Here is a 25,054-nt window from a genome sequence, read left to right on the forward strand (position 1 = left end):
TAACAAGAATTCAGTATACTTTAAACTAAAAATACGACCTGCAAAAATCATGCGATTACGAAAGATGAATGGTCCAGAAGTTGGGCGTCCGCGTAAAAATAAGTGCAATTTCTTTTGTATATTATTTTTACCCTTTTCCATTGGTTCAGTGTATGCAGCAGATACCGGCACTGCACAAAGTACCATTCAAAAGACATTAGATAAGATTTTTTTACCTAATAAGCCGAAACCTTCTGCCGAAAAAATTAACATCACAGAACTCAGTAAATATAATTTAGATACCTCACGTGTCCAAGAAATGCCAGCCGTTGCTTATGGTCGAACGCAACAAGGCAGCTATAATCCAAACACAGTAGCGAAGAGTCTAAGTTTTATTGATGCGATACATATCGCCGTCCAAAGACGTCCAGAAATCACGCAAAGTATTGCTACAGTCGCATCGCAAAACGCCAATATTGACCTAGCGAATGCTGCATATTATCCCCAAATTTCAGGTGGATTGAGCACTGCAGATCTGACTAAAGGCGAGCGTGGACGTCAGTTGGTATCTTTAAATGCGACGCAGATGTTATATGACTTTGGTAAAACCAAAAGTGCAGTAGGCATTGAAGAAGCAAAAATGTTACAAGAGCAGGCTAATGTACTTGTAAATTTAGATGAAGTTTCATTTGATGTTGCAAATGCAATTATCAACATTAAACGATATCAAGAAGTGGCTAAAATTGCGCAGCAGCAAATTGCCGGTGTGAGTCGGATTGCTGAGATTGCTAATCTACGTGCAACCGCAGGGATCAGTAGTCAAGCAGACCCTATTCAAGCCAAGTCAAATTTAGAAGCTGCAGAATCAAATTTAATTGTGCAAGAAACTCAACTTCGACAGTACCAACAGCGACTTCGTACCTTGTTAGGTTTTGATGTAAGTCAGATCAATTGGGTGATACCCGATCGGATCTTAACTGCAGCCGCATTGTATGATGATCCTGACTTCAAGATGATTCCAAGCATGATGCAAGCGCAGGCTGGGGTTGAAGTTGCCAAATTGCAAAAGCAACAGTCAAAATTAAGTGCATATCCAACACTTAATGTCAAAGGCAGTCTGAGTCAGGCGGTGAATGGCCGTAATCCAAATAATGACGAAGATGATGGTTTATATAGTTCAATCATGTTGGAAGCGACCAGTAATTTTTACCAAGGTGGAGCAATCGCAGCGCAAACACGTGCCGCAAGCTATGCTGAAGAAGCAGCTAAAGCACAAGTAAATACAGTGTATTTGGATGTGATTGATCAAGTCCGAATGATTCGAGAACAAATCGAAAATAAAAAGCGTCAAATGTCGATATTGGTGCAGCGTCGTGAAACAACGGTAAGAACCAAAGAGCTGTATCAAGAACAATATAAATTAGGAACTCGAACGGTTGTCGATCTACTGAATGCAGAGCAAGCCATACATAGTGCCGCACAAGAAATTGTGACATCGCAATATGATATCTACTCAGCACTTGCACAGTACATCCAAGTGACAGGGCGTTCACGAAATATCTATGAACTTAATAATATATCTATTCAGGGGTTTGAAGTTCAGCCATGAGTAATACAATAAATTATCAACCGTGGCTACAAGCGGTTCTGAATATTGCAAAGCATTATCGAATTGAACCCTCTGAAGAACGTATACGGTTGCAGTTGGATTGGGATCAACACAAAAATGCCGATGAACTGGTTGCAGTCATGGCACGCCAAATTGGATTAAGTGTTCGAAAAAATAAATATGACATAAATCTGCTCAATCCATGGCGCTTACCGGTATTGGTTGAGTTTATTAGTGGTGAAGTGGGTGTGGTAGAACGCATCGACGTAGACGGTAATGCCAGTGTCCAATTGAGCGGAGATGAAGGCCTATCTCAAGTCTTCTCTATTGAACGATTGAGCCATGGCGTTCGCAATATTTATATTCTGCGTCCAGAGTCATCTGTACCCGATGCACGTGTTGATGAATACATCAAGCCGTTTGAAAAAAATTGGTTCTGGTCGATTGTTTTAAAAGACTGGAAACGCTACATCGACATTATGTTTGCTTCATTAATGGCGAATATTTTGGCCCTAGCCACTATTTTGTTCTCAATGAACGTGTACGACCGCGTCATTCCATCTCAATCTGTACCGACTTTATGGGTACTTGCCGGTGGGGTGTTAATTGCAGCGATATTTGAGTTTGCACTACGTGTTTCACGAATTTATTTATCGGATATTATTGGTAAACGTGCCGATTTGAAAATTTCCGATCGTGTATTTGGTCATGCATTAAGGATTAAAAATAGCGAACGTTCAAAATCAACAGGTACTTTTATTTCACAAATTCGTGAATTAGAAGGGGTACGCGAAATGGTCACTTCGACGACTGTTACCGCAATTGCCGATTTACCGTTTTTCTTCTTGTTTTTGTTCATCTTCTGGTTAATTGGCGGCAATCTATTTTGGGTCATGCTGTTGGTGGTTCCTTTGATGATTATTCCAGGGATTTTGGCGCAAAAACCATTGGCTAAACTTGCACAAATGGGTATGCGCGAGTCTTCGATTCGTAATGCATTATTGGTTGAATCTGTGCAAGGCATGGAAGATATCAAATTACTTCGTGCTGAATCACGCTTCCAAAACCAATGGAACCACATGAATGAAGTGTCTGCTGATGTCAGCATGCGTCAACGTAAAATCGTGGGCTTAATGTCGGCATGGACACAAAAAATTCAGGGTCTAACATTTGCAATCGTTGTACTCGTCGGCTGTTTTGCTGTGATGAAAGGTGAAATGACCACAGGTGCTTTGGTGGCTTGTTCGATTTTGTCCTCACGAATGTTGGCACCAATTTCTGCACTGGCTGGGGTATTAGGTCGTTTACAACAGGCTAAAGTGGCGAAAGCAGGTCTTGACGAACTCATGAAGAAACCTGTCGATCAACCGGATTATTCTCACCTTATTCATCGACCATCAATTAATGGTCATTATGAACTCAATGGTGTGTCATTTAAGTATGGTGAGGATGATCCACGTCCGAGTCTTTTAATTCCAAAACTGGAAATTAAGGCTGGAGAAAAAATCGCAATTTTAGGCCGAAATGGTGCTGGTAAGTCGACGCTACTCCAATTGTTATCGGGTATGCAAACGCCAGTACAAGGCAAAGTTAAATTAGATGGGATTGAGCTGTCTTTAATTGACCCCGCAGATGTACGCCGTGATATGGGGCTATTGAACCAAAATGCACATTTATTTTATGGTACGATTCGTGAAAACTTGACCTTGGGTGCTCCGTTGGCTACGGATGAACAATTGATTGAAGTACTGAAAATTACGGGTGCAATTCACTTTGTTCAAGAGAAAAAAGAAGGGCTAGACCATATCATTTTAGAAGGTGGTGTAGGCTTCTCTGGCGGTCAACGCCAAGCTTTGTTGCTTGCACGCTTATTGATTCGTCAACCCAATATTCTATTGCTTGATGAACCTACAGCAGCCATTGATGACGTATCTGAGAAGCAGTTGATCGATCATTTAAAAGGTTATTTACAAAACCGAACTATGGTGGTAGCAACACATCGCCGTGCGGTACTTGAGTTGGTTGACCGCATTATTGTGGTGAATGAAGGTAAAATTGTCATGGATGGGCCTCGTGATCAAATTCTGAATCAGAATGCTCAGAAAAAAGTAGCTGGGGCTTAAATCATGAGTGAAAATAAACAAGAAATACAACGCTCGACCAAAGTCAGCTTTAAAGAGCCACCATTACCGAAATCGAGTTTAATCATTTGGATTATTACGATTGGTCTGGCAATCCTTTTAGTTTGGGCTTGGTTGTTTAAATTAGAAGAAGTCTCTACAGGAACAGGTAAAGTGATTCCATCTTCGAAAGAACAAATTGTTCAGTCGCTTGAGGGAGGTATTTTAACCAAGTTGAATGTGAAGGAAGGTCAAATTGTTGAACAAGGTCAAGTCCTTGCGCAACTCGATCCAACACGCTTCGCATCAAATGTTGGTGAAACCGAGTCTTTACTTGTGGCATCACGTGCGACAGCAGCACGTTTACGTGCAGAAGTGAATGGTACACCATTAACCTTTCCTGAAGATGTTCAAAAGATTCCAGCTTTAGTGAAGGAAGAAACAGCTTTATATCATTCACGTCGTGCAAACTTGGAAGAATCTGTTGCCGGCTTAAAACAGGCATTGGTGTTAGTTCAACAAGAATTGGCCATGACTGAGCCGCTCGTTGCTAAAGGGGCAGCAAGTGAAGTTGAAGTACTTCGTTTAAAGCGTTCAGCGAATGACTTACAAAATCAGTTAAATGATGTCCGTAACCAATATTTGGTGAAATCACGGGAAGAATTGTCGAAAGCCAATACTGATATTGAATCACAGCAACAAGTGGTGAAAGGCAAATCAGATACACTCAGCCGTACCGTTTTTAAATCTCCAGTTCGTGGTGTGGTCAAAGAGATTGATGTGATGACATTGGGCGGTGTGATTCCGCAAAATGGTAAATTGATGACCATTGTACCTTTGGATGAACAGCTTTTGGTAGAAGCACGTATTTCACCGCGAGATATTGCTTTTATTCGTCCGGGTCAAGAAGCCTTAGTGAAAATTACGGCATATGACTATTCGATCTATGGTGGTCTAAAAGGTAAAGTGACCGTCATTTCACCAGATACTTTACGTGATGAAGTGAAACAAGATCAGTTCTATTATCGTGTTTATATCCGTACAGATAGTGATAAATTAAGCAATAAAGAAGGTAAAAGTTTTAGTATCACTCCAGGTATGGTGGCGACAGTTGATATCCGTACCGGCTCGAAAACTGTACTTGAGTACTTAATCAAGCCATTCAATAAAGCAAAAGAAGCACTTCGCGAACGTTAATAGCGCAGTGCCAATCAAGCCTCCAGCAATGGGGGCTTTTTTGTGGATGTAAGTCTTTCAAAAAACGCTATAATATCCTTTGATACAGGATCTAAAGACGTTATGCCATTTACACTCGCCGCACAGTTTGAATATGAAGAAGACATTAAAAAAAGTCGTTTTCAAGCCATCGCAGTTCCTGTGGAAAATGAACAAGCCGTTAAAGAATTTCTCGAAGCCCATAAAGATATCTCAACAACACATCAGTGTTGGGCATGGAAAATTGGACATACCGTACGTTTTAATGATGATGGTGAGCCTTCAGGCACAGCAGGTCGGCCCATTCTAGCAACCATAGAAGGGAATGACCTAACCAACGTGTTGGTCTTGGTTAATCGTTGGTATGGCGGAATTAAGCTCGGGACAGGGGGATTGGTACGTGCCTATGGTGGCTGTGCAGGTCAATGCCTTTTACAAGCTGAAAAAATTGAACTCATTGAGAAGAAAAAAGTGCAATTTAGTTGTCAGTTTAATGAATGGGCAATTTTCCAATACGAACTCAATCAGCAGCAAATTGAATTTCAGGAAGAATATACAGCGCAGGGCGTAAATGTACTTGCATCATTGCAAATTCATCAAATCCAACCGCTACAGTTAAAGATTCAAGATGTAACTCGCGGACGTGAACAATTGCATATCGTTGAGGCTGCTGAAGATGAATGAACAAGATCCATTATTGAAATATCGAGAGCAACATAAGCATCGTCTGAATTATATGCCTTGGTTGTATTGGTCACTCAAACCGAAAAATCGTGGTTGGGCCGAAGCTTGGCAACAGGAATATCAAGACTATCTCAAATCGATGGAAACTGTTGAAATTGGTGAAAACTGTTTTATATCGCCATTGGCTCATATTTTTGCCGAACCGGGACGTAAGATTGTCATTGGAGATAACAGCTTTATTGCGGCGGATTGCACCCTGCATGGCCCAATAGAAATTGGTAATGAAGTGGCGATCAATCATCACTGTATTTTAGATGGTGGGCGCGTGGGCATCAAAATTCACAATCAAGTCCGTATGGCGGCGTATTGCCATTTATATGCTTTTGATCATGGAATGGATGTCAATCAACCGATCTATCAGCAAGCTGTACGATCACAAGGGATTGAGATAGAACGTGATGTTTGGCTAGGTGCGCATGTTGGAATCAAGGATGGCATTCACATTGCTGAGCAGGCTGTAGTCGGTATGAACAGTATGGTGACGAAAAATGTCGAAGCGCGTGCAATCATTGCTGGAAATCCTGCAAAATTCATTCGATATCGTGAATAAATAATCGCCAAATACGTCATAAATATTTTTTATGCTTACACAAATGCATGCACAGTGAAACAGAGTTGTGATAAGTTAAAAATAACAAACAACATTTTATAGCCAAGCAATAATAAAACGAGGGCTAATCATGAAACGAGTTATCGCCTGTATCGACTCTTCTCCATGCATTAATGCACTAGCTGATGCTGCTGCTTGGGTTGCTAAACAAACTCACCGTGAGTTGGTTTTAGTGCAAATACTTGATTACTATCCGGCAAGTTATCACTTAGGTGAAATCAGTGGCGTGATTGGATTTGAAAGTAATGCCATGCTCTTAAAAGAACTCGCGGAGTTAGAACAAAAACAAAGTGATTTAGCGTTAGATTATAGTAATAACTTGCTCAAACACATTTCTGAAATGATCCAAGATAAGCATGGGATTCAAACCACCCATATTCAGGAAAAGGGTGACTTCTTAGAGCAAAGTTTTAATATTTTGCAAGATGACGATATTGTTTTAATTGGTCGCGTTGGTGAACGTTCAGCAGAGCGTAATAAGCCGCTGGGTAGTAATGTTGAAAACTTTATTCGTGGTGCAAGTTGTACAGTTATGACCGTAGGACCAACGTTTAAACCACCGACTCGCTTTATTTTTGCCTATGAATATTCGCCTAAATGCGTTGAGTTAATGAAGCGTGTGGCACAAAGTGATCTACTCAAACTCTTACAATGTCATTTGGTTTATGTTGGAGATCACCCACAAATCTTGGATGATCCAAAAAATTATTTAACCAATGCCGGTCTCGATGTGGTGACAGAATACCGTTATGGCGATGTTTCGGAAAATATTCTGGACTATCAACAAGAGCATGGTATTCAGTTAATCGTACTTGGCGCTTTTAGCCACAGTAAAATCCATCAGTTCTTCTTGGGCAGTATCACTACCAGTATTTTCAGAAATTCCAGTGTTCCATTGTTGGTTGTAAAATAAGTTGAGCAAACGAACAGAGTTGATTTAATAGACGGACAATTACGAGTAAATAAATAATAAGTTGTTGATTTAAAAATAATCAGAGTTATCCTCAAAAATTGTGGATAACTCTGTGTGTAGTATTTGTAAGTAATTGTTTTTAAAATAAAATATTATATTGATTGTTTTTTATACCTTTATTCGAGGTGTTTAAAAAACACCTCGATTGAGATTATTTAACGATTGCAATCGCAAAACCGTCATGACCTTTGCAACCAACAGTTTGAAGTGCTGTGCAAGATAAAATTTTCGGATGATTTTGCATGGCTTTGAACATATCACGGATACCTTCAATGCTGGGTTTATGGTTTTCAGCGTTCAGAATCTCGCCTGCACGAATTACATTGTCTAAAACAATCACTGTACCTGAATGAGATAAATTTAAGCTTAATTCTAAATATTCAGGGTAGCTCTGTTTGTCTGCATCGACAAAAATAAAGTCAAAAGGTTCGGTATCTTCAGGAAGGGCACGTAAAATATCTGCCGCACGACCACATTTCAGTTCAATCGTTTGTGTAAGGTTTGCATTATCAATATTTTCTTGACCGAGGGCCGCGTGTGTATCACGACCTTCAATGGTCAGAATGTAACCATCATCAGGTAATGCGCGTGCTAACCACATAGTGCTGTAGGCTGCAAAAGTGCCAAGTTCTAAAACGCGTTTACACTTGTTCATTTGGATTAACATTTGTAGCAACATGCCTTGATTGGCCGCTACAGCAAGATGATCTGGAAAGCCACGTTCATCTGTATGTTGAAGTGTTTGAGTCAGTATTGGATCTTCAGGAATTAAATGTGAATCGATGTAAGCATCAATGTCTGTCCACATTTGTTGCATGTTGTCGCACCTCGTGATTGATGCAAGCATTTTAAACCTTTCCACCAACATCGCAATTTATTGTTCTATATTTGAATATTTTATGTACAAAAAAGACCTCCGAAAAGGTCTTGATATGACGATGTAATGTTTTAGTAATTACACATTGAAGAGCGACTTGAGTGATCAGGTCCCCAAGTACGGTAGCCTTGAGTATCAATATGAATTTGTCCGCTGGCATATAAACCTAATCCCATATTGAGACTCTGCCCGTGTTGTGACCAAAATTGGCATAAACGGAACTTGGTATTTTCAATATAACTGTAGTCTTCGGGCTGCGGGTACGCAGGTCCGATACGGAAATCAATCGCCGAGTTATATAGGTGACGAGATGAACTTGCACCACCGGCACATTGGTTCAAAGGCAAATCACGATAAACCGAAGTCACTTCAAAGTCCGTTAAGATATTGGCCGCAACTAAATATTTAAAGACACGTAAGGTTGCAATTTGGTTTTGCCATAATTCACGGTTAGGCACCATATATTCTGAGCGACCACATTTTTGCCAATCACGTGCAGTACGCATCAGCTCAAATGAAGGGATGATATTGCCTACACCATTTTTCTCTAAAAAGACTTCATAGTCTCGAACGCGACGTAAATTATCAACAGATGCGACCCATGAGTTGTATGCATAAGGCACCACTTTAGGCGGGGCTTGTCTGATGGTCGTCACTTTTTCTTGAGGTATGTAAATACGTTTACCGTCGGGAGTTGTAATAGTGTGACCTTGTTTTTGTGGTGTAGTTGTACAACCAATGAAAACAAGAGGGAATATTGCAACGGACAATAATCCCTTAAGTAAATGCTTCATTATAGAAATCAATTATTTATAAACTCGTTCTATTTTAATCCAATTTGATTGATAAAATTTGAATAATTTGCAATGAAATGTGTGCTTTAAGTATAAAAAAAGATCAGCATGTGCTGATCTTTTCATGAAAGCGTAAAATTACTTTTCGAGATATTGTAATTTATCAGCTTTACCGTTCCATTCTTCACGGTCGGCAGGTTGATCACCAATTTGAGTGATGTTCGGCCATTTTTGAGAAAGTTCAGTATTAAGTTCGATAAATACTTCTTGACCTTCAGGTAACTCATCTTCAGAGAAAATCGCGTTAGCTGGACACTCAGGTTCACATAGCGCACAGTCGATACATTCATCTGGATTAATAACAAGGAAGTTTGGACCTTCATAGAAACAGTCAACAGGGCAAACTTCTACGCAGTCTTGATATTTACATTTAATACAGTTTTCAGTGACAACAAAGGTCATGGCGACAGCTACCTAAAAAATATGGTTCTAATAAACTAATGGTGTATTTTAGGCAAAAAATAGGGTAACTAACAATTCCTTTTATTGATAATTATTATATGCAGTGCTGTTAAAATCACTAAAAACTGAACAATTTATGTAAATTTCACAATGAATGAGAATCATACTCAAAAACTGATTAAATTACATCTGTTTATCGAACAATATTTTTAATGTGGATTTTAAGCATGAAACATTTAACAACATTAATTTTTTATCAATTTATTGCTGAATAGCCGCAGTAGTAGATAGCAAATATTTACTAATTTACACATTTAAATGGAGTCAATGCAAAGAACACCTTCATAGGTGTTCTTTGCATATCTCATCTATCGCTTCTGCTCAATTTAGATCTTAAGTAAATCTTTCAAGGCGTAAAGTTGTTGTAGTGCTTCACGTGGACTTAAGTTATCGACATCTAAATCTGCTAAGGCATCAAGTACGGGCGATGTTTTTTCAACTTCAACCACGCGTTCGATGACTTCTGGCTCTGTTAGTGCTGAGAATAGATCGGTTTGTACAGCAGTATTGAGTTGCTGTTTTTGCTGAGTTTCTAATATACGAAGGCGATTTTGCGCTTCTTTGATCACAGCTGCAGGAATACCCGCAAGCTTTGCCACCTGTAGACCATGACTTTGACTCGCCGGGCCTTGTTGGACTTTATGTAATAGGATCAAGTTGCCATTTAGCTCACGAGCAGTTACATGATAGTTATCGATATTAGCGTCTTTGCCTAACTCGGTGAGTTCAAAATAATGCGTTGCAAATAGGCATAAACATTTAATACGACGCGTGAGATCGAGTACACATGCCCACGCCAAAGATAAGCCGTCATAGGTACTCGTACCACGGCCAACTTCATCCATCAGTACCAGTGATTGATTGGTTGCATGATTAAGAATCTGAGAGGTTTCAGTCATTTCCACCATGAAGGTTGATTTGCCTGTAGACAAGTCGTCGGCAGATCCTATACGGGTAAATATCCGATCGATCGGCCCTAAAATGGCAGATTGGGCAGGGACAAAGCTACCACAGTAGGCCAATAAGCTGATTAAGGCAGTTTGGCGCATAAAGGTCGATTTACCGCCCATATTTGGCCCTGTGATAATCGCCATGCGGTGATTAAAGTCCAAACTAGTATCATTTGGAGTAAATGCTGATTTGCTCAGAGATTCCACAACTGGGTGACGACCGGCTTTGATTTTGATCCCAACTTCAGGGCTATATTCAGGACGTGACCAATTTCGTAATCGAGCTTGATGGGCAAAATTAGCCAGTAAATCAATTTGCGCTATAGCGGCGCTCATCATTTGTAAGTTGCCAATATCTGCACGTAACTCATCAAGTAATAGCTCAAAGAGCATTTTTTCGCGCGCTAATGCACGTGACTCACTCGAAAGCACCTTATCTTCAAAAGATTTCAACTCAGGGGTAATGTAGCGTTCCGCATTTTTTAGGGTTTGGCGGCGAATATAATGATCAGGTGCTTGCTCAGCCTGCGCTCGAGTGAGTTCAATATAGTAGCCACTGACACGGTTATAGCCAATTTTTAAGGTTGCAATGCCGGTTTGTTCACGCTCTTTGATTTCGAGATCAATGAGGAATTGTCCTGCATGGTCACGAATTTTACGTAGTTCATCAAGTTCAGTGTCGAAACCCTCGGCAATCACATTTCCATCACGTAAAAGCACTGGCGGGTTTTCTACGATGGCAGACATGAGACGCTCATGTAAGCCGTGAAAATCACCCATTTCATCATTTAACTGAGCGATCAGCTTAGATTGGTGTGACTGAATGATCGGTTCAAGTGCATGTCGAAGATAGGGAATTTGTGCACAAGTTTGACGTAACTGAACTAGGTCTCGTGGACGAGCACTGCCGAGAGCTACACGAGATAGCACACGTTCAATATCACCAATTTCTTTGAGAACTAAGCGGATCGGAGACTCATGATAGCCTTGCAGCATCGCTTGTGATGCATCTAAACGTGCATCCAATAAAGCGGTATCTCGTAAAGGCTGCATCAAGGTACGACTCAATAGGCGGCCGCCCATCGCAGTTTGGCAATCATTGATTAGTTGGAACAGGGAAGTACCATGTTCAAATAGGGGGTCAATCAGTTCTAAGTTACGACGAGTGACGGGGTCGAGCGCCACAAAATCACTACTTTGTTCGAGTTGAATGCTGCGGATATGTGGTAAAGCAGTTTTTTGAGTCACTTTTGCATAGTGAATCAAAGCCGCTGCGGCAGCTTTCGCCAAAGGTAAATGGTCAATACCAAAACCTGAAAGTGTGGCAACTGCAAATTGGTCACACAGCGTTTTTTGTGCGTTATTTAAATTGAAGTCGACGTTTGGACGTTTAGTGACAGGGCAGTCTAATTGACGTTTAATTTGCTCGACAATATTCGGATCAATAAGATCTTCATCAATCAAAATTTCGCTCGGCATTAAACGAGAAAGTTCGATTGCCAATTGTTCCAGTTGATAGTCCATTTGCTGAACTTTGAAAATACCTGCACTGAGGTCTAGTAAAGCAATCCCGATTTGATTTTGTTGTAAGCAGATCGCGACTAAATTTGAACTTTGATGGGAGGCAATCAGTGCATCGTCCGTTAATGTCCCCGGGGTAATGATACGGACAATTCCGCGCTCAACCGGCCCTTTGCCTGTCACTTCACCAATTTGCTCGCAGATAACCACCGTTTCCCCTTTTTTTACAAGGCGGGCTAAATAGCCTTCAGCTGCATGGTACGGGACACCAGCCATAGGAATAGGCTCACCATTGGCTTTACCACGATGTGTTAGTGTAATTCCTAAAAGTTTTGCTGCTTTATGCGCATCTTCAAAAAAGAGCTCGTAAAAATCACCCATCCGATAAAACATCAGTGAATGCGGATTTTGCATTTTGACTGACATGTACTGTTGCATCATCGGAGTCAGGGTTGAAAGGTCAACTTTGGAATTATCAGCTTGCATGAAACGAAATACCTTAAAATAAAAATTTGTGCGCTGCTAAACGAATAACACTGTTTTGATGAAAATTGGATTTAAAAAAAGTCTTTATATTTATATTGTCTCTTCGTTCAAAACCACAGGTGTACGTTAACAAATCGTGTTGCTGATTCTAGCAAAAAAAGTGACAGGAAAATGCCAGAAAAGGTTTGTCTGCATGTAAAAAAAGCAGTCAAAATATTATTTATAAACGCTAAAAAGTCTGTGTGTAAATTCAACAATGGATACATTTACAAAGCGATAAACTGACTCAAACATCAAGCTGCGCTTCAGCCTGAGCTAATCGATATTGGTTTCGACCGCTGCCTTTTGCAAGGTAAAGCGCTTGATCGGTGGCCAATATAAATTTTTGAATTTGATCAGATTCAGATGGAATGATCGTTTCCGTACCGATGCTAATCTTCACAAATTTAGACATATGGCTGGCTGGATGTGGAAGTTCGAGTGATTAAATTCTGCGTAATAAATCGGCAGCCAAAGGTTCAATTTTCAGCTTCAGTTAACATCCTAAAGAGGAGTAAAAAATCTTCGCTGCCATAGTGTGCAGCTAACTCACCATTTCGATTGGTGATTTGAGACAAAACCTCAGTAATTTGTGTGAGGCAGATGTCACCCGCCTGATGACCTAAATGATCATTTTAATTTTCAAAAAAATCGATATCGATCACCATGATGGTTAAAGGCTGTTGATGGCGTAGGGCATAATGCCATAGCTGTTCTAAAGCTCCTTATAATGGACGACGGTTTGCTAGCCCAGTCAGTGGGTCATGTTCTACCAACCCGCAACCATGGCAATATAAAAACGCATACCAACAAAGGCATAGATGATGACCACGGCATACTTCATGGCTGCATGTAATAGCGCATCATTGTGATCATTACAAATCATAGTAAATATGATCGCAACAGCGCACATCGAGCCTAGACAAGTATAAACATTAAAATAAGGGTTTAATGCGGAACAAAAGATAAATCCCATGCAATCAGAATGATAAACACTATCCAAATATACTGAGGAATCTACAAAACTGCGTTATGGGATCACTTGATAAATCCCCGCACATGACAGGGCATACCGGAGAAAAATAATGATTCCGCGAAAACAAAATTTTTTCGCCGCTTCATCGCGGTAGAGCGGTTGATAAATGGATTATAAACTTGACGTAAAATATACTTAATTTTATATAGTTATGATTAGACCCTTAATTTCACAGAAGAAGTGACTTAAAGCCTTAAAATTTCATAATTCGATATGCTCATAAAAAATTAGGAAATGGGCACAATATTTTGAATTTATTTTACAATAATTAATCTCCAATATAAGGTTTATGTAAAGTTCAACGAGTGCCTTTGAGTTTTAAAATGATTAAAAAAAAGCTTATATAGTAACTACCTGAATAATGGCATATTCAAGTAAATGCAGAAATAAAAAAAACCGATCCTGAGATCGGTTTTAAAATATGTAGATCGATTTAAATGCTGTATTGCCTTATGGTTTATAGAGGCCAAGTTCAATCAAATGCAAACGTAATATACGGCGTAGTTCGAGTACAGCTTCAGGGGTTTCTTGAATCGAATGACCCCCTTTAATGATTTTTTCTGAAACAGCACCCTCTAGATGAGCACTAGTGTATGGTACAATATCATCCGTCATAATATTTTTATCTTGACTGTTGGTGTTATTTCCCATAATTGAATGAAACTTCAAACCCTTACGCGGCTGAATATCTTCAGTGAGCGCGATAAATTTTGATTGATGACTTAAGTCACTTGGTCCATTTTGGATCAAGCCATGGTCAATTTCACGAAATAAATCTTTCAGGTCTTCTTCTTGAGTTAACACATCACCCATAGCCGATAAAAAAGCTCCTGGGAGTTTAATAATTTTTCGAGCGGCTTTGGTAAACCAGCGATCTGCATATTCTGTACCGCGATGAGGTGCAGCTAAAAAAATTGCGCGGCTGAAATTTGGAATATCATCAATCACCATACGCTGCTTCACGACTGGAATATTTCGGTACTGATTTAATTGACGTGAATTCATCATTTTCAAAGCTGCTTGCGTGGTATCGGCTTGGCTGACCAGTAGTCGTGCAATAATGCCGCCCATACTATGACCGACTAGAACAGCATCTTTTTTAGCTGCGGCATTGGCGTCTACTTTGCTAAAGGTCTGAGTCAAAATGGAATAAATTTGGAAGCGGCTTTCAATAATCGGCATATTCGTTGAATAGAAGACTTGCCACACTTGATAATGTTCACGTAGCACTGAATCGCCCATAATATCGTTAGTCAGACGAATCCATGCTTCAGGGCTGCTAGCAAGGCCATGTACCAAGACGATAACTTTCTTGTCAGGATTATATGGTTCAAGCATGTAGAGATGCGGCATCGTCAGTTTTTCATCTCGGTCAATCAGTGATAAATAAGCTGCCTTACCCAAGTTATTTTGTGCTAACCAAAGACCATATGGAGCAGAAAAATTGGCAGCAAGCGCATAGTTTTTATTGGCAATATTGACCTGTTCATATTTATACGGATCGTAAGCTTTAATTTGAAACTCATGTTGATTCAAAATTTGATCAACTGTAGTTGTAGCGCTTAGTGGTTCAGCCGTTAAGGTTGCAGCTAAATAGCGCGCTTGATGGATATTAGGATTTGAACCAGACGGATATTTAAAATCAATCGGGTTGATAATATATTTTGCTTTGCCTGTTTCAATCGTATGTTCTTCGGGTAAAACCACAAGAAATTCGGAGCCAAAACCATCTCGACGGGTAATTGAACGTAAACCTGAGAAGTTAAGGTTATAGGTTGACATCAATTGTTCAATTTTACGATTTTTGAGTTCTGGGTAGTGGCTGAAGTCTATGTGATAGGTGGTTTGTCCGACTTTAATCTGTTGGGTGACTTCTTGCGGCTTATAACGTAGTGCATAGCTGCTAACCAATTTGGCAATCCCTTGATTATAGAAATCACGGATTTGAACTTGACGGTTATCAAAAATACGATCAGCAGGCGCACGTTTGGTTTTAAACATGTACGCATAGCTATAGCGAATACTTTTATCGAGAAGTATCAATTGTTGATCTAAGCACTTATTATAAGTGTCTTGTTCAATTTTTTGTTTTTCTTCAGATTTGTGACTACTGAGCACACCTAACTTGCAGGCTGAAGAAGATTCATATTCTATAGCTTTAGCTAAATATAATTCACTTGCTGTAGAAAGTAATTGTTCATCTTGAATCTGAGGAATTTGTTGTAACTCATCAACACAGGCTTTCGGGTCTTCTGTGCAGGCTTTGGCTTCCCGACCTGTCATCGACAAGACATTTAAACTGGCTTCGCTAAGTTTATTTCGAGAAATAATACTTTCACGTTCATTGGCAATCGAAACATTGAGTTTTTGATTTTTGACACTGACGACCTGACATCCACTCAGTACGCTTGTACTTATGATTCCAAGGAGCAGTATTTTTTTAATATTTTGCTGCATAAAGAGGCCGCGCATAAGGTTAAGTATTTTCAAATCATACGATAATTGTCAGGATTTTCAATTCACCTTAAATGAAAAAAGACCGTTAAAACGGTCTTTTTTCAAAAGAATTTTCTAAATCGTCTGATTTAAGACGCAGCTTTAGGTGGATTTAAAACTTGCCAAACATTCCAGCGACCTTGCTTTTCAATTTCTTGAATTAAACGATCAGCAACTTCTGCTTCTTGTGGATATTTAACTTTATAGTTCTTTAAAACCTGAATGGCGTTCTTTTTTTGTTCCATGGCAATATAGTTATTTGCTGCAGAAAGATACGCTTCTTGAACACCGGCTTTCATTGCTTTGTCTAAGTATGGAATCGCTTCACGTTGACCACCACCTTCAGATAAACCAAAACCGAACCAGAAGTTTGCTTCTGCATCATCTTGGTTGATTTTTAAAATACGTTGTGCGTAAGTTAATGATTTAGTTGTGTACACAGAACCCAAATCAAGGTTACGTGCCATCACACTGGCTTTAAATGCACGAACTAAAATATCAAAAGAAGCGTTGTCTTTAGACGCAAGCGTATCTAATTTTTGCGTAACTTCCTTGAGTTTAAGCTCAAACCCTTTGCGTTCTTGGCGTTGAACAAAACGTGGTGGATAGTGACGTGCTTTACCTTCAACAAGCTGTAAGAAATCATCAATTTCAGTAATGTCGATTTCATTGTCACCTGCTAAAGCAGCAAATTTCATCGAACGTTCTTTGCTGTCAACAGTGGGGATAATCAGGCGGTTTTCTTCAAGGGTTAATTGCTTGGATGGGTCGGTTGGGCTAGTTACCACCATCTTAGTCACAGGCTGTGCTGCAGCTTTTTGTAAATTTAATTCAAAAGGAGGTGGTGCATCGTAGTTAAATGGGTTGAGTGCGTAGAAAGGTGGAGTTAGTTCAGGCTCTACAAAAATCATTGCATCTTTAGGAGCATTATTTTTAGTTGGGGCGCTTCCACAAGCGGCAAGGGTTAAAGCAATACAAGCAACTGCCAAGGGCTTAAGCGTCATATGATTCATCCATTAAATTTATTTTATAAAAAAAGCATGTTGGTCAGTCTAAAAAAACTCTGAACAACATGCAAGTTAAAGGCAATTTATTCTGATTGCTTTTGGTTAAGCTTTAGATTGACTACTTTGAGCTTCGCATTCGCGGCGCACATCTTCAATGATTTTAAGTTCTTCCTGACTAAAAGGTTGTTCATTAAGCTGTTGCTTTTTGAACGTTGGGTCAAGGAGAGACAAACGCTGACACAAATTATTCATACGTTTTTCATTGTGCTGAATACGATCTAACAATACACGCATACCTTCTAACATCGGGTCAGTTTGGTCTTGGGTTGCAGCATAAGGCTGGAAACCAATACTTTCTGCATAGTCGCGACGACGTGTTTCCGCTTCATCTTTTGGTTTATCTTTGGTGATAAAGCGTGCTGGATTGCCCACAGCAGTAGTATTTGCAGGAACTTCTTTAGTCACGACGGCATTTGAACCGACTTTGGCATTTTTACCCACCGTAAATGGGCCCAAGATCTTTGCACCAGCGCCAACCACTACACCATCTTCCAAAGTTGGGTGACGTTTGCCTTTGTTCCAAGTCGTGCCACCTAAGGTCACACCATGGTAGAGGGTGACATCATCACCAATTTCAGCTGTTTCACCAATCACCACACCCATACCGTGGTCAATAAAGAAACGACGACCGATTTTCGCACCCGGATGAATCTCAATGCCTGTGGCAAAGCGGCTAAAAGAAGACAATAGACGAGCTGAGCCTTTACACTCTTTTTTCCAAAGTTCATGTGCCATACGATGCATGATTAAGGCATGAATTCCTGGATAAGTCGTTAAGACTTCGAGCGTATTTCGTGCAGCAGGATCGCGCGCGAATACAGCCTGTATATCTTCTTTGAGCTGCTTAAGCATTAGATTGATCCTCATTGTCTGTAGATTTTTTCCATGTTCCGTTATTTAAAGCCTGTACTCGGCTAAAGATGCCACGTAATAAGTGGTATTCCATACGATCTAATTGTATACGTCCAAATAGGCGACGCAAGCGTAAAGGTAATAATCTTGGATTTTTTGGATCCATAAATTCAATCTCTGCCAGCATTTTTTCAATATGCGGGTAGAACTGTTCCATCATTTCATGGGTCACCAAAGGTTCATCCCATTCCATATCGATGTCATCAGTAACATGCATCTTGGCATCAGGATTTGCAGTTAACTCAGTATGTGCAAGGGCGGCCATGCGCATTTCATAGCAAATGACTTGAATCGCTTGGGCAACGTTTAAGACGCCATATTCAGTATTTACTGGAATAGTGACGTGATAATTGGCCATTGCCAATTCTTCATTGGTCAAACCACGGTCTTCACGGCCAAACACCACGGCAATTTCTTGCTGTTGTTCACAGACCGCTTTGAGAGACATTTCGGCAGCAGGGCGAGCGTCAAGTAATGGCCATGGGATGGTACGACTACGCGCACTAGTACCAAAGACAATATGACAATCTTTAATGGCTTCTTCTAATGATTCAACGATTTCAATTTGATCAATTAAATCGACAGCACCGGCAGCCAAAGCATTAATGTCCGGATGCGGGTAAGTCTTCGGTGCAACTAAGACCAACTTTGAAAGTCCCATGGTTTTCATGGCACGTAATGCACTACCAATATTTGCGGGTAATGTTGTATTCACCATGACAATACGCACATGAGAGAGATGTGCTGAAACCGCAGCATTGTCAGTTTGATTCATGATATTTCCAATATGTTTATTTAAAAAAGCAGTTCAAACAGCGTTTAAACTTTAAGAAAATTGATTGGCTTCTGCTTGATATAAATCCATGGCATCATCCATGCTCATCCCATCTGGCGGTGGCGGAACCTGCGCAGGAATAGAGGCTTGTTCATAACTTACCGCTTTGGCAGCTTTGGATTTGACATGATATTCGACATGCAAAGATTCTTTGCCGAAGTAGTCACGCAGCTTAGACAGTAATTCATCTAGTGGGGCAACTTTCCAGTTTAAGCCCAAATGAATGTCGGCCGTCGCATATGGATAGTCAATATATAACTGCACAGGTATATGCGTACACATATCGACATTGCAGAAAGGCAGTAAAATATTTTGGATGTCGCGTGATAGCGTTTTACTAAAATGTTCAGGTGTTAATTTAATTTGAATGGCATTGGCACGTTTTTGACGGATTTCATTCAAACTGAAGGCCTTAGTTAAGCGACCCATTGGCCGATCAAAACCTTCACGTTCGTAAATTTCACCTTCAATGACCACCACTTTTTCGTTTTGAATCACATCTTTGAAGCGGTTAAAACGTTCATGATTCGCAGACACTTCAATACGTGCAGTACCATCATCGAGCGTCACCATCATGCGGTTCGGGAAGTTGGCAATATCGACGACTAGGCCTGCAAATACTGTAGTGACACCACGTCGTGTAGGCGTAAGCTCATTAATGCGCTGTGAAATAAAGGCTTTTAGCTCTGATCGATACACATCGATCGGATGACCTGTTAGATAAAGCCCAAGAGTATCTTTTTCACCTTTAAGACGAACTTCATCTGACCACGGTTTAACAGGTTTAGAAGGTTTACGCTGAACTTCTTCAACTTCACCAAATAAATCCATCATCCCTGTTTCGCGGTTTGTACGGGCTTGGTCAGCCGCTTGTACAGCTTCTGGCAATTGCGCCATCAAGTCAGCGCGTTCTAATCCTAAACAATCCAATGCACCACCACGAATCAACGCTTCAAGCGTGCGCTTATTGATTTTTTTTAGGTCAATACGATGGCAGAAGTCAAACAGATCTTTATATGGGCCATCTTGGATACGTGAGTCAATCACAGACTGCATGGCAGCTTCACCGACACCCTTGATCGCACCTAAACCATAGACGATGGTTTTTGGATCGCTGGCATGGAAATTATATAAAGACATATTGACCGAAGGTGGCAAGACTTCAAGACCATTAATACGACAGTCATCGATCAAGAACACCACGTTATCGGTATTCTGCATTTCCGAGGTCATCACTGCTGACATAAATTCAGCAGGGAAATGTGCTTTTAACCAAGCGGTTTGATATGCAACAAGGGCATAGGCTGCGGCATGGGATTTGTTAAAACCATAGCCTGCGAATTTTTCCATATAATCGAAGATATGGTTGGCCGTATCTGCATCAATACCTTTGGTTGCAGCACCTTCAGTAAAGATTTGACGGTGCTTAATCATTTCTTCGACTTTCTTTTTACCCATGGCACGACGAAGTAAATCCGCGCCACCCAAGCTATAGCCAGCACAGAACTGCGCTGCCTGCATTACCTGTTCCTGATACACCATAATGCCGTATGTCGGTTCAAGGACACTTTCTAGTAATGGATGTAAGTATTCAAACTCGCCACCATGCATACGGTAAATAAAGTCAGGAATCAGATCCATCGGGCCTGGACGATATAAAGACACGAAAGCAATAATTTCTTCGAACTTACTTGGACGTGCCTCTTTCAGCATTTTTTTCATGCCTACGGATTCAAACTGGAAGACTGCTGTGGTGTTTGCATCTGCGAACACAGCATAGGCAGGTTTGTCATCCAAAGGAATTAAGGAAATGTCGACAGGTGTAGTGATATCTGGACGGGCATTAATGTGCTTAATGGCATCTTCAATTACCGTTAAGTTACGTAAGCCCAAGAAGTCGAATTTAACTAGACCTGCAGCTTCCACATCGTCTTTATCGAATTGGGCTACACGGTTAGTTCCATCTGCATCACATAGGACTGCCGAATAGTCAGTTAACTTCGTTGGTGCAATAACCACACCACCGGCATGTTTACCTGTATTACGGGTAATGCCTTCAAGTTTGAGTGCCATTTCCCAAATTTCGGCTGCATCTTCGTTATCTGGGTTAGATGGATTGGTGACAATGTCTTTGAGTTGTGGTTCGGCCTCAATGGATTCTTCCAAACTTAAACCTAAAGGCTTGGTCGGAATCATTTTAGAAATACGGTCAGCCAAACCATAAGATTTACCCAAGACACGGGCTACGTCACGAATTGCACCTTTTGCCGCCATGGTACCGAAAGTTGCAATCTGAGAGACCGCATCTCGACCATAGGTGCGTGCAACATAGTCAATAACACGGTCACGACCTGCAATACAGAAATCGACGTCAAAGTCGGGCATTGATACACGTTCAGGGTTTAAGAAACGTTCGAACAGTAGGTCATAACGTAGTGGGTCTAGGTCGGTAATTTTTAAACTATAGGCAACCAAGGAACCTGCACCCGAACCACGGCCTGGACCAACAGGGACGCCATTACCTTTAGACCATTGAATAAAGTCCATGACAATCAGGAAGTAACCTGGGAATTGCATGGTCAGGATGATCCCGACTTCATAAGCCAAACGTTCATCATAAGGCTTACGAATTTCTGGCCAGTCGTCACCACGTTGTTCGACAGGGTACAAATGCGCTAAACGTTCTTCTAAACCTTCTTTCGATAAATGTTCAAAATAGGTGTCAATTGTATGGCCTTCAGGAATTGGATAATCGGGAAGGTCATGGAAGCCTAAACGTAATGACACATTACAGCGTCGCGCAATGTGATAGGTATTTTCTATAGCCGTTGGAATGTCTGCAAACAGCTCCGTCATTTCCTCAGCAGTTTTAAAATACTGTTCAGGACTGTAATTTTTAGGGCGACGATTGTCACCGAGGACATAGCCATCGGCAATACAAACGCGTGCTTCATGTGCCTCGAAATCTTCTTTACGTATAAAATGCACATCGTTATGAGCAACCACGCCAATGTTAAATTTCTTCGCAAGTTTTACTGCTTCGTGAATAAAGTCTTCTTCACCCGAGCGCTCAGTTCGTGTAATCGCTAAATAAACACGATTGCCAAATTTTTCGACCCATTCAGCTAACAGGGGTTCAGCTTTTTGCGGGTTGGAAGAGCAAAGCATTTTGCCGACATCACTTTGTATACCCAGTAAAACAATTAAGTCTTGGTGTTGATTTAAAATCCAATCTTTTTTTACGCAAGGAATATCAAGCTGTTGACCTGAAATATAACCTTCAGAAACCAACTCTGTTAGACTGCGCCAACCTTTATTGGTCATCGCTAGAAGAGTAGCTTTGTGTTCAGCATCATTCAAACGAATGGTTGAACCAAATATGGGTTTAATGCCTTTATCTAAGCACTTTTTATAGAATTTTACAGCAGCATGTAGATTTGAAAGGTCAGTAATGGCCAGAGCGGGCATTTCATCTGCAGCTGCAGCTTTTACAAGATCAGGTATACGTACAATAGATTCAGTAATGGAAAATTCTGTAAAAATACCAAGATGTACAAAGTGCATAGATGAGTCCCTGCGAAAACAGCTGCTGATTTTAGCATGCTCTGAGATCAAACTTGCGTTTATTGCATGGCTTTATGCAGATTTATAAATTCACTGTTTAAGCAATAAACGCTGTATGACAATCACGGTTTAGCAAGCAATACCTTGATTAACTGAAAAAGCTATTAATTTGCTATTTTTAAAGTTGAAGGCTAGATTGCCAATATAGGGTAAATCATAGTTTTGCGGCTCTTTCAGCACGGATTTGGCATGAGTGGTGAGAGTAAAATCATATATGCAACTTCATTTGGATTGGCGGATTTTGCACTTTTGGGAAAGTCTTTTTTTAATTGTAGAAAGTTATATTGGCTTATCAGATGTTTTGACCCAATTTGAATTTTAACGCGTATTTGAGTGGATTTATCCCATTCCATCCAAACATCCCCTTTGGTTTGTCCAAGTTGGGCGAAGCTGCTTTTATTTTTATAGAATGAATCATTTTTAAATTGAGGATTGTCCTCAGCATAAATTTCAAATTTTAGAAATTTACCTTTTGATGTGACATGAAATTCAGTATTGCCGGTACATTCTGAATATTCATATTTAAGCTTTACTGGATTTTTGCTGATTAATGCATTTGCTTTTGATGCAGGCAAGGGTAAGGCTAAGTCAACATCATTTACCTTAATACTAGTGACATAGTCATAATCAGCAATGGATGCAGATGCTGCTGAAGTGATCAATATTGCTGTTGTGAAAAAAGTTAAGCGGAAAATTTTGCTGTCAGTTTAGTTTCCATAGGGAATATAAAATCCTGTTCTTTTGATATTTTGTACTCATTCAAGTTTTTGTAAACGTAATATTGAAGGTTATATTTTAAATTTTATGGTGTTGCTAATTTGCCGTCAAAATAATTTAAAACTAAAAAAATTTGGTTTAATTGCGGCATTAAAAACTAAATTTTAGAATCTAAGAAACTAAAAAGCCCTCCGAGGAGAGCTTAAATATATGAATTATGCAGGCTTAGCGCAGTTTCGATAACCAGTCCCCCAGACTTTGAACAATTTGTACCAAAATCAACAATACAATGACGGTCATGATGACCACGCTACTATCAAAACGTTGATAACCATAAGAAATGGCAAGATCACCGATACCGCCTGCACCTACTGCACCAGCCATGGCTGTTGCACCAATTAAGCTAATGGTTGCAGTCGTTAAGTTTAAAATTAAAGAGCTACGAGACTCTGGTAGGACAAATTTAGTAATGATTTGCAGCGGAGATGCACCCATCGCTTGAGCAGACTCAATGATGCCGTCATTCACTTCAAGCAACGAAGTTTCAATCAGACGACCAATGTAAGGACCAACATAGATTGTGAGAGGAACAATTGCAGCCCAAGTACCAATTGAAGTACCCACAATGACTTTGGTCAAAGGAATGACCGCAATCAGGAGGATAATAAATGGCAATGAACGCAGCGCATTCACAATCGGGTTCAAACCATGGTAGATGACACGGTTAGGCAAAATGCCTTGTGGACGTGAGACATATAAAATCACGGCCTGGATAAAACCCCAAATACATCCAAAGAGCATGGCAAAGAACACCATGTGAAAAGTTTCTTGTAGGGCAGTAACGAACTGATCCATGGACAAAGAACTTTTCCAAAAAGGTGCTGTAATTTGAGTCAGCCATTGAACAATTAAATCTCTCATTGCTGAACTCCTGCTTGAGTGACTTCAACGCCATGTTGTTCTAAGAACGCCACCGCTTGTTGAATCAATGCTGCATCACCTAATAGCTGAACGAACATTTGTCCAATCACCGCACCATTAATTTCAGTCATATTGGCAAACAAAATATTCAGGCTAATATCAAACTGTTTAATTACCGCTTGAATGACGGTTTCTTGTGCCGAACTGCCCAGAAATTTTAAACAATAAATACTGTTATGATTTTGATTTTCTAAATTATTTAAAATATTAACAGGGAGCTGTTGCTGCAATACAGTTTGAATAAAATTTTTGGTTGTATTGTGTTTTGGCTGACTAAAAATCTCTAAGGTTGAGCCATGTTCGATGACTTTTCCTTGTTCCATTACCGCAACATAATCACAAACGGATTCAATCACATCCATTTCATGGGTGACCATCACAATAGTAATGCCTTGTTCTTGATTGATTTTCTTTAATAACGCCAATACCGACTTGGTGGTTTGCGGATCGAGAGCAGATGTTGCTTCATCACACAGTAAAATTTTAGGATGATTGGCAAGCGCACGGGCAATCCCGACACGTTGTTTTTGACCACCAGAGAGCTCATCTGGATAGGCATTTTTCTTATGTTTTAGGTCAATAAATTCGAGCAACTCTTCTAAACGTTTTTGGCGTTCAGCTTTAGACACACCTAAAAGTTTAAGCGGCATTTCAATATTTTCTGCAACAGTTTTGGTTTGCAGTAAATTGAAGTGCTGGAAGATCATGCCAATATTGGTTCTTTCTTGACGTAGCTCTGCCGAATTTAAAGCAGTAAAGTCTTTATCATGAATAATAATTTGCCCTTCACTAGGACGTTCTAGCAAATTAATTAAACGGACTCTGTACACGACAAAAATAGATAACTCATTGAAATAATGTCACAATAATTGTTTTCTAACGACGAATACTATGACACATCTCAATGAGTTATATCTTATCTTAAACAAATCTCTAAAATGGAACAA

General features: G+C 40.1%; 17 protein-coding genes and 3 pseudogenes. 6 read left to right on the plus strand and 14 right to left on the minus strand.

Annotated elements, in window-relative coordinates; genetic code table 11:
• Positions 1-64 precede the first annotated feature (64 nt).
• The 6 genes from FTU13_RS10345 to FTU13_RS10370 all read left to right on the plus strand — a co-directional run bounded on the left by FTU13_RS10345 (position 65) and on the right by FTU13_RS10370 (position 7,190).
• Positions 65-1,588: a TolC family protein gene (locus tag FTU13_RS10345; RefSeq protein WP_180127982.1), complete on the plus strand. Its 1,524-nt coding sequence runs from the start codon at positions 65-67 to the stop codon at positions 1,586-1,588.
• The gene (locus tag FTU13_RS10350; protein ID WP_180127918.1) at positions 1,585-3,711 is read left to right on the plus strand and encodes a type I secretion system permease/ATPase; all 2,127 of its coding nucleotides are present in this window, start codon (positions 1,585-1,587) and stop codon (positions 3,709-3,711) included. Before FTU13_RS10345 ends, FTU13_RS10350 begins: the two co-directional genes overlap by 4 nt.
• 3 nt (positions 3,712-3,714) lie before the next feature.
• Positions 3,715-4,905 carry an HlyD family type I secretion periplasmic adaptor subunit gene (locus FTU13_RS10355; RefSeq protein ID WP_078193562.1) on the plus strand — a complete coding sequence of 397 codons (1,191 nt, stop codon included), beginning with the start codon at positions 3,715-3,717 and terminating at the stop codon, positions 4,903-4,905.
• Between the two features lie 102 nt (positions 4,906-5,007).
• On the plus strand, positions 5,008-5,607 hold the full coding sequence (locus FTU13_RS10360) for a YigZ family protein (protein ID WP_180119899.1): 600 nt from the start codon (positions 5,008-5,010) through the stop codon (positions 5,605-5,607).
• Positions 5,600-6,217, plus strand: a complete 618-nt coding sequence (locus FTU13_RS10365; RefSeq protein WP_180034770.1) for a DapH/DapD/GlmU-related protein — start codon at positions 5,600-5,602, stop codon at positions 6,215-6,217. Before FTU13_RS10360 ends, FTU13_RS10365 begins: the two co-directional genes overlap by 8 nt.
• Before the next feature lie 130 nt (positions 6,218-6,347).
• Complete coding sequence (locus tag FTU13_RS10370; protein ID WP_180127920.1) at positions 6,348-7,190, plus strand: universal stress protein; 843 nt, start codon at positions 6,348-6,350, stop codon at positions 7,188-7,190.
• A 211-nt stretch (positions 7,191-7,401) separates the two neighbouring features.
• Here FTU13_RS10370 and FTU13_RS10375 read toward each other — a convergent pair whose 3' ends face one another.
• The 14 genes and pseudogenes from FTU13_RS10375 to FTU13_RS10435 all read right to left on the minus strand — a co-directional run.
• Complete coding sequence (locus FTU13_RS10375; RefSeq protein ID WP_180127922.1) at positions 7,402-8,067, minus strand: O-methyltransferase; 666 nt, start codon at positions 8,065-8,067, stop codon at positions 7,402-7,404.
• A 131-nt stretch (positions 8,068-8,198) separates the two neighbouring features.
• Positions 8,199-8,921 (minus strand): D-Ala-D-Ala carboxypeptidase family metallohydrolase, encoded by a 723-nt coding sequence (locus FTU13_RS10380; RefSeq protein ID WP_078188751.1) that lies wholly within the window; start codon positions 8,919-8,921, stop codon positions 8,199-8,201.
• Positions 8,922-9,059: 138 nt separating this feature from the next.
• Entirely contained in the window at positions 9,060-9,383 is a 324-nt protein-coding gene (fdxA, locus tag FTU13_RS10385; protein ID WP_004651686.1) for a ferredoxin FdxA, read from the minus strand.
• A 386-nt stretch (positions 9,384-9,769) separates the two neighbouring features.
• Entirely contained in the window at positions 9,770-12,400 is a 2,631-nt protein-coding gene (gene mutS / locus FTU13_RS10390) for a DNA mismatch repair protein MutS (protein ID WP_180127924.1), read from the minus strand.
• Positions 12,401-12,686: 286 nt separating this feature from the next.
• Positions 12,687-12,869 (minus strand): annotated as a pseudogene (locus FTU13_RS17475) (diguanylate cyclase domain-containing protein); the annotation flags it as partial.
• A 49-nt stretch (positions 12,870-12,918) separates the two neighbouring features.
• Positions 12,919-13,062, minus strand: a pseudogene (locus tag FTU13_RS17480) (diguanylate cyclase domain-containing protein); the annotation flags it as partial.
• An 863-nt stretch (positions 13,063-13,925) separates the two neighbouring features.
• Entirely contained in the window at positions 13,926-15,932 is a 2,007-nt protein-coding gene (locus FTU13_RS10400) for a triacylglycerol lipase (RefSeq protein WP_180094456.1), read from the minus strand.
• 128 nt (positions 15,933-16,060) lie between these two features.
• Positions 16,061-16,975, minus strand: a complete 915-nt coding sequence (locus FTU13_RS10405) for an ABUW_2363 family tetratricopeptide repeat lipoprotein (RefSeq protein WP_078193555.1) — start codon at positions 16,973-16,975, stop codon at positions 16,061-16,063.
• Positions 16,976-17,080: 105 nt separating this feature from the next.
• A complete protein-coding gene (cysE, locus tag FTU13_RS10410) occupies positions 17,081-17,890 on the minus strand; it encodes a serine O-acetyltransferase (RefSeq protein WP_111883774.1) in 810 nt (269 codons plus the stop codon).
• Positions 17,883-18,725 (minus strand): RNA methyltransferase, encoded by an 843-nt coding sequence (locus tag FTU13_RS10415; RefSeq protein WP_180127926.1) that lies wholly within the window; start codon positions 18,723-18,725, stop codon positions 17,883-17,885. Before FTU13_RS10415 ends, cysE begins: the two co-directional genes overlap by 8 nt.
• A gap of 51 nt (positions 18,726-18,776) precedes the next feature.
• Entirely contained in the window at positions 18,777-22,349 is a 3,573-nt protein-coding gene (gene dnaE / locus FTU13_RS10420) for a DNA polymerase III subunit alpha (protein WP_180127928.1), read from the minus strand.
• A 233-nt stretch (positions 22,350-22,582) separates the two neighbouring features.
• Complete coding sequence (locus FTU13_RS10425; RefSeq protein ID WP_257226736.1) at positions 22,583-23,071, minus strand: hypothetical protein; 489 nt, start codon at positions 23,069-23,071, stop codon at positions 22,583-22,585.
• 280 nt (positions 23,072-23,351) lie between these two features.
• Entirely contained in the window at positions 23,352-24,047 is a 696-nt protein-coding gene (locus FTU13_RS10430; RefSeq protein WP_078188742.1) for a methionine ABC transporter permease, read from the minus strand.
• Positions 24,044-24,928 (minus strand): annotated as a pseudogene (locus FTU13_RS10435) (methionine ABC transporter ATP-binding protein); the annotation flags it as partial. The gene FTU13_RS10430 and the pseudogene FTU13_RS10435, both read right to left, overlap by 4 nt.
• Between the last annotated feature and the right edge of the window lie 126 nt (positions 24,929-25,054).

This window comes from Acinetobacter sp. YH12064 (assembly GCF_013419735.1).
GTDB lineage: Bacteria > Pseudomonadota > Gammaproteobacteria > Pseudomonadales > Moraxellaceae > Acinetobacter > Acinetobacter amyesii.

Coding starts and splice junctions, on each gene's coding strand:
- FTU13_RS10345 (WP_180127982.1), top strand. CDS start 65: ATGAATGGTCCAGAAGTTGGGCGTCCGCGTAAAAATAAGTGCAATTTC.
- FTU13_RS10350 (WP_180127918.1), top strand. CDS start 1,585: ATGAGTAATACAATAAATTATCAACCGTGGCTACAAGCGGTTCTGAAT.
- FTU13_RS10355 (WP_078193562.1), top strand. CDS start 3,715: ATGAGTGAAAATAAACAAGAAATACAACGCTCGACCAAAGTCAGCTTT.
- FTU13_RS10360 (WP_180119899.1), top strand. CDS start 5,008: ATGCCATTTACACTCGCCGCACAGTTTGAATATGAAGAAGACATTAAA.
- FTU13_RS10365 (WP_180034770.1), top strand. CDS start 5,600: ATGAATGAACAAGATCCATTATTGAAATATCGAGAGCAACATAAGCAT.
- FTU13_RS10370 (WP_180127920.1), top strand. CDS start 6,348: ATGAAACGAGTTATCGCCTGTATCGACTCTTCTCCATGCATTAATGCA.
- FTU13_RS10375 (WP_180127922.1), bottom strand. CDS start 8,067: ATGCAACAAATGTGGACAGACATTGATGCTTACATCGATTCACATTTA.
- FTU13_RS10380 (WP_078188751.1), bottom strand. CDS start 8,921: ATGAAGCATTTACTTAAGGGATTATTGTCCGTTGCAATATTCCCTCTT.
- fdxA (WP_004651686.1), bottom strand. CDS start 9,383: ATGACCTTTGTTGTCACTGAAAACTGTATTAAATGTAAATATCAAGAC.
- mutS (WP_180127924.1), bottom strand. CDS start 12,400: ATGCAAGCTGATAATTCCAAAGTTGACCTTTCAACCCTGACTCCGATG.
- FTU13_RS10400 (WP_180094456.1), bottom strand. CDS start 15,932: ATGCAGCAAAATATTAAAAAAATACTGCTCCTTGGAATCATAAGTACA.
- FTU13_RS10405 (WP_078193555.1), bottom strand. CDS start 16,975: ATGACGCTTAAGCCCTTGGCAGTTGCTTGTATTGCTTTAACCCTTGCC.
- cysE (WP_111883774.1), bottom strand. CDS start 17,890: ATGCTTAAGCAGCTCAAAGAAGATATACAGGCTGTATTCGCGCGCGAT.
- FTU13_RS10415 (WP_180127926.1), bottom strand. CDS start 18,725: ATGAATCAAACTGACAATGCTGCGGTTTCAGCACATCTCTCTCATGTG.
- dnaE (WP_180127928.1), bottom strand. CDS start 22,349: ATGCACTTTGTACATCTTGGTATTTTTACAGAATTTTCCATTACTGAA.
- FTU13_RS10430 (WP_078188742.1), bottom strand. CDS start 24,047: ATGAGAGATTTAATTGTTCAATGGCTGACTCAAATTACAGCACCTTTT.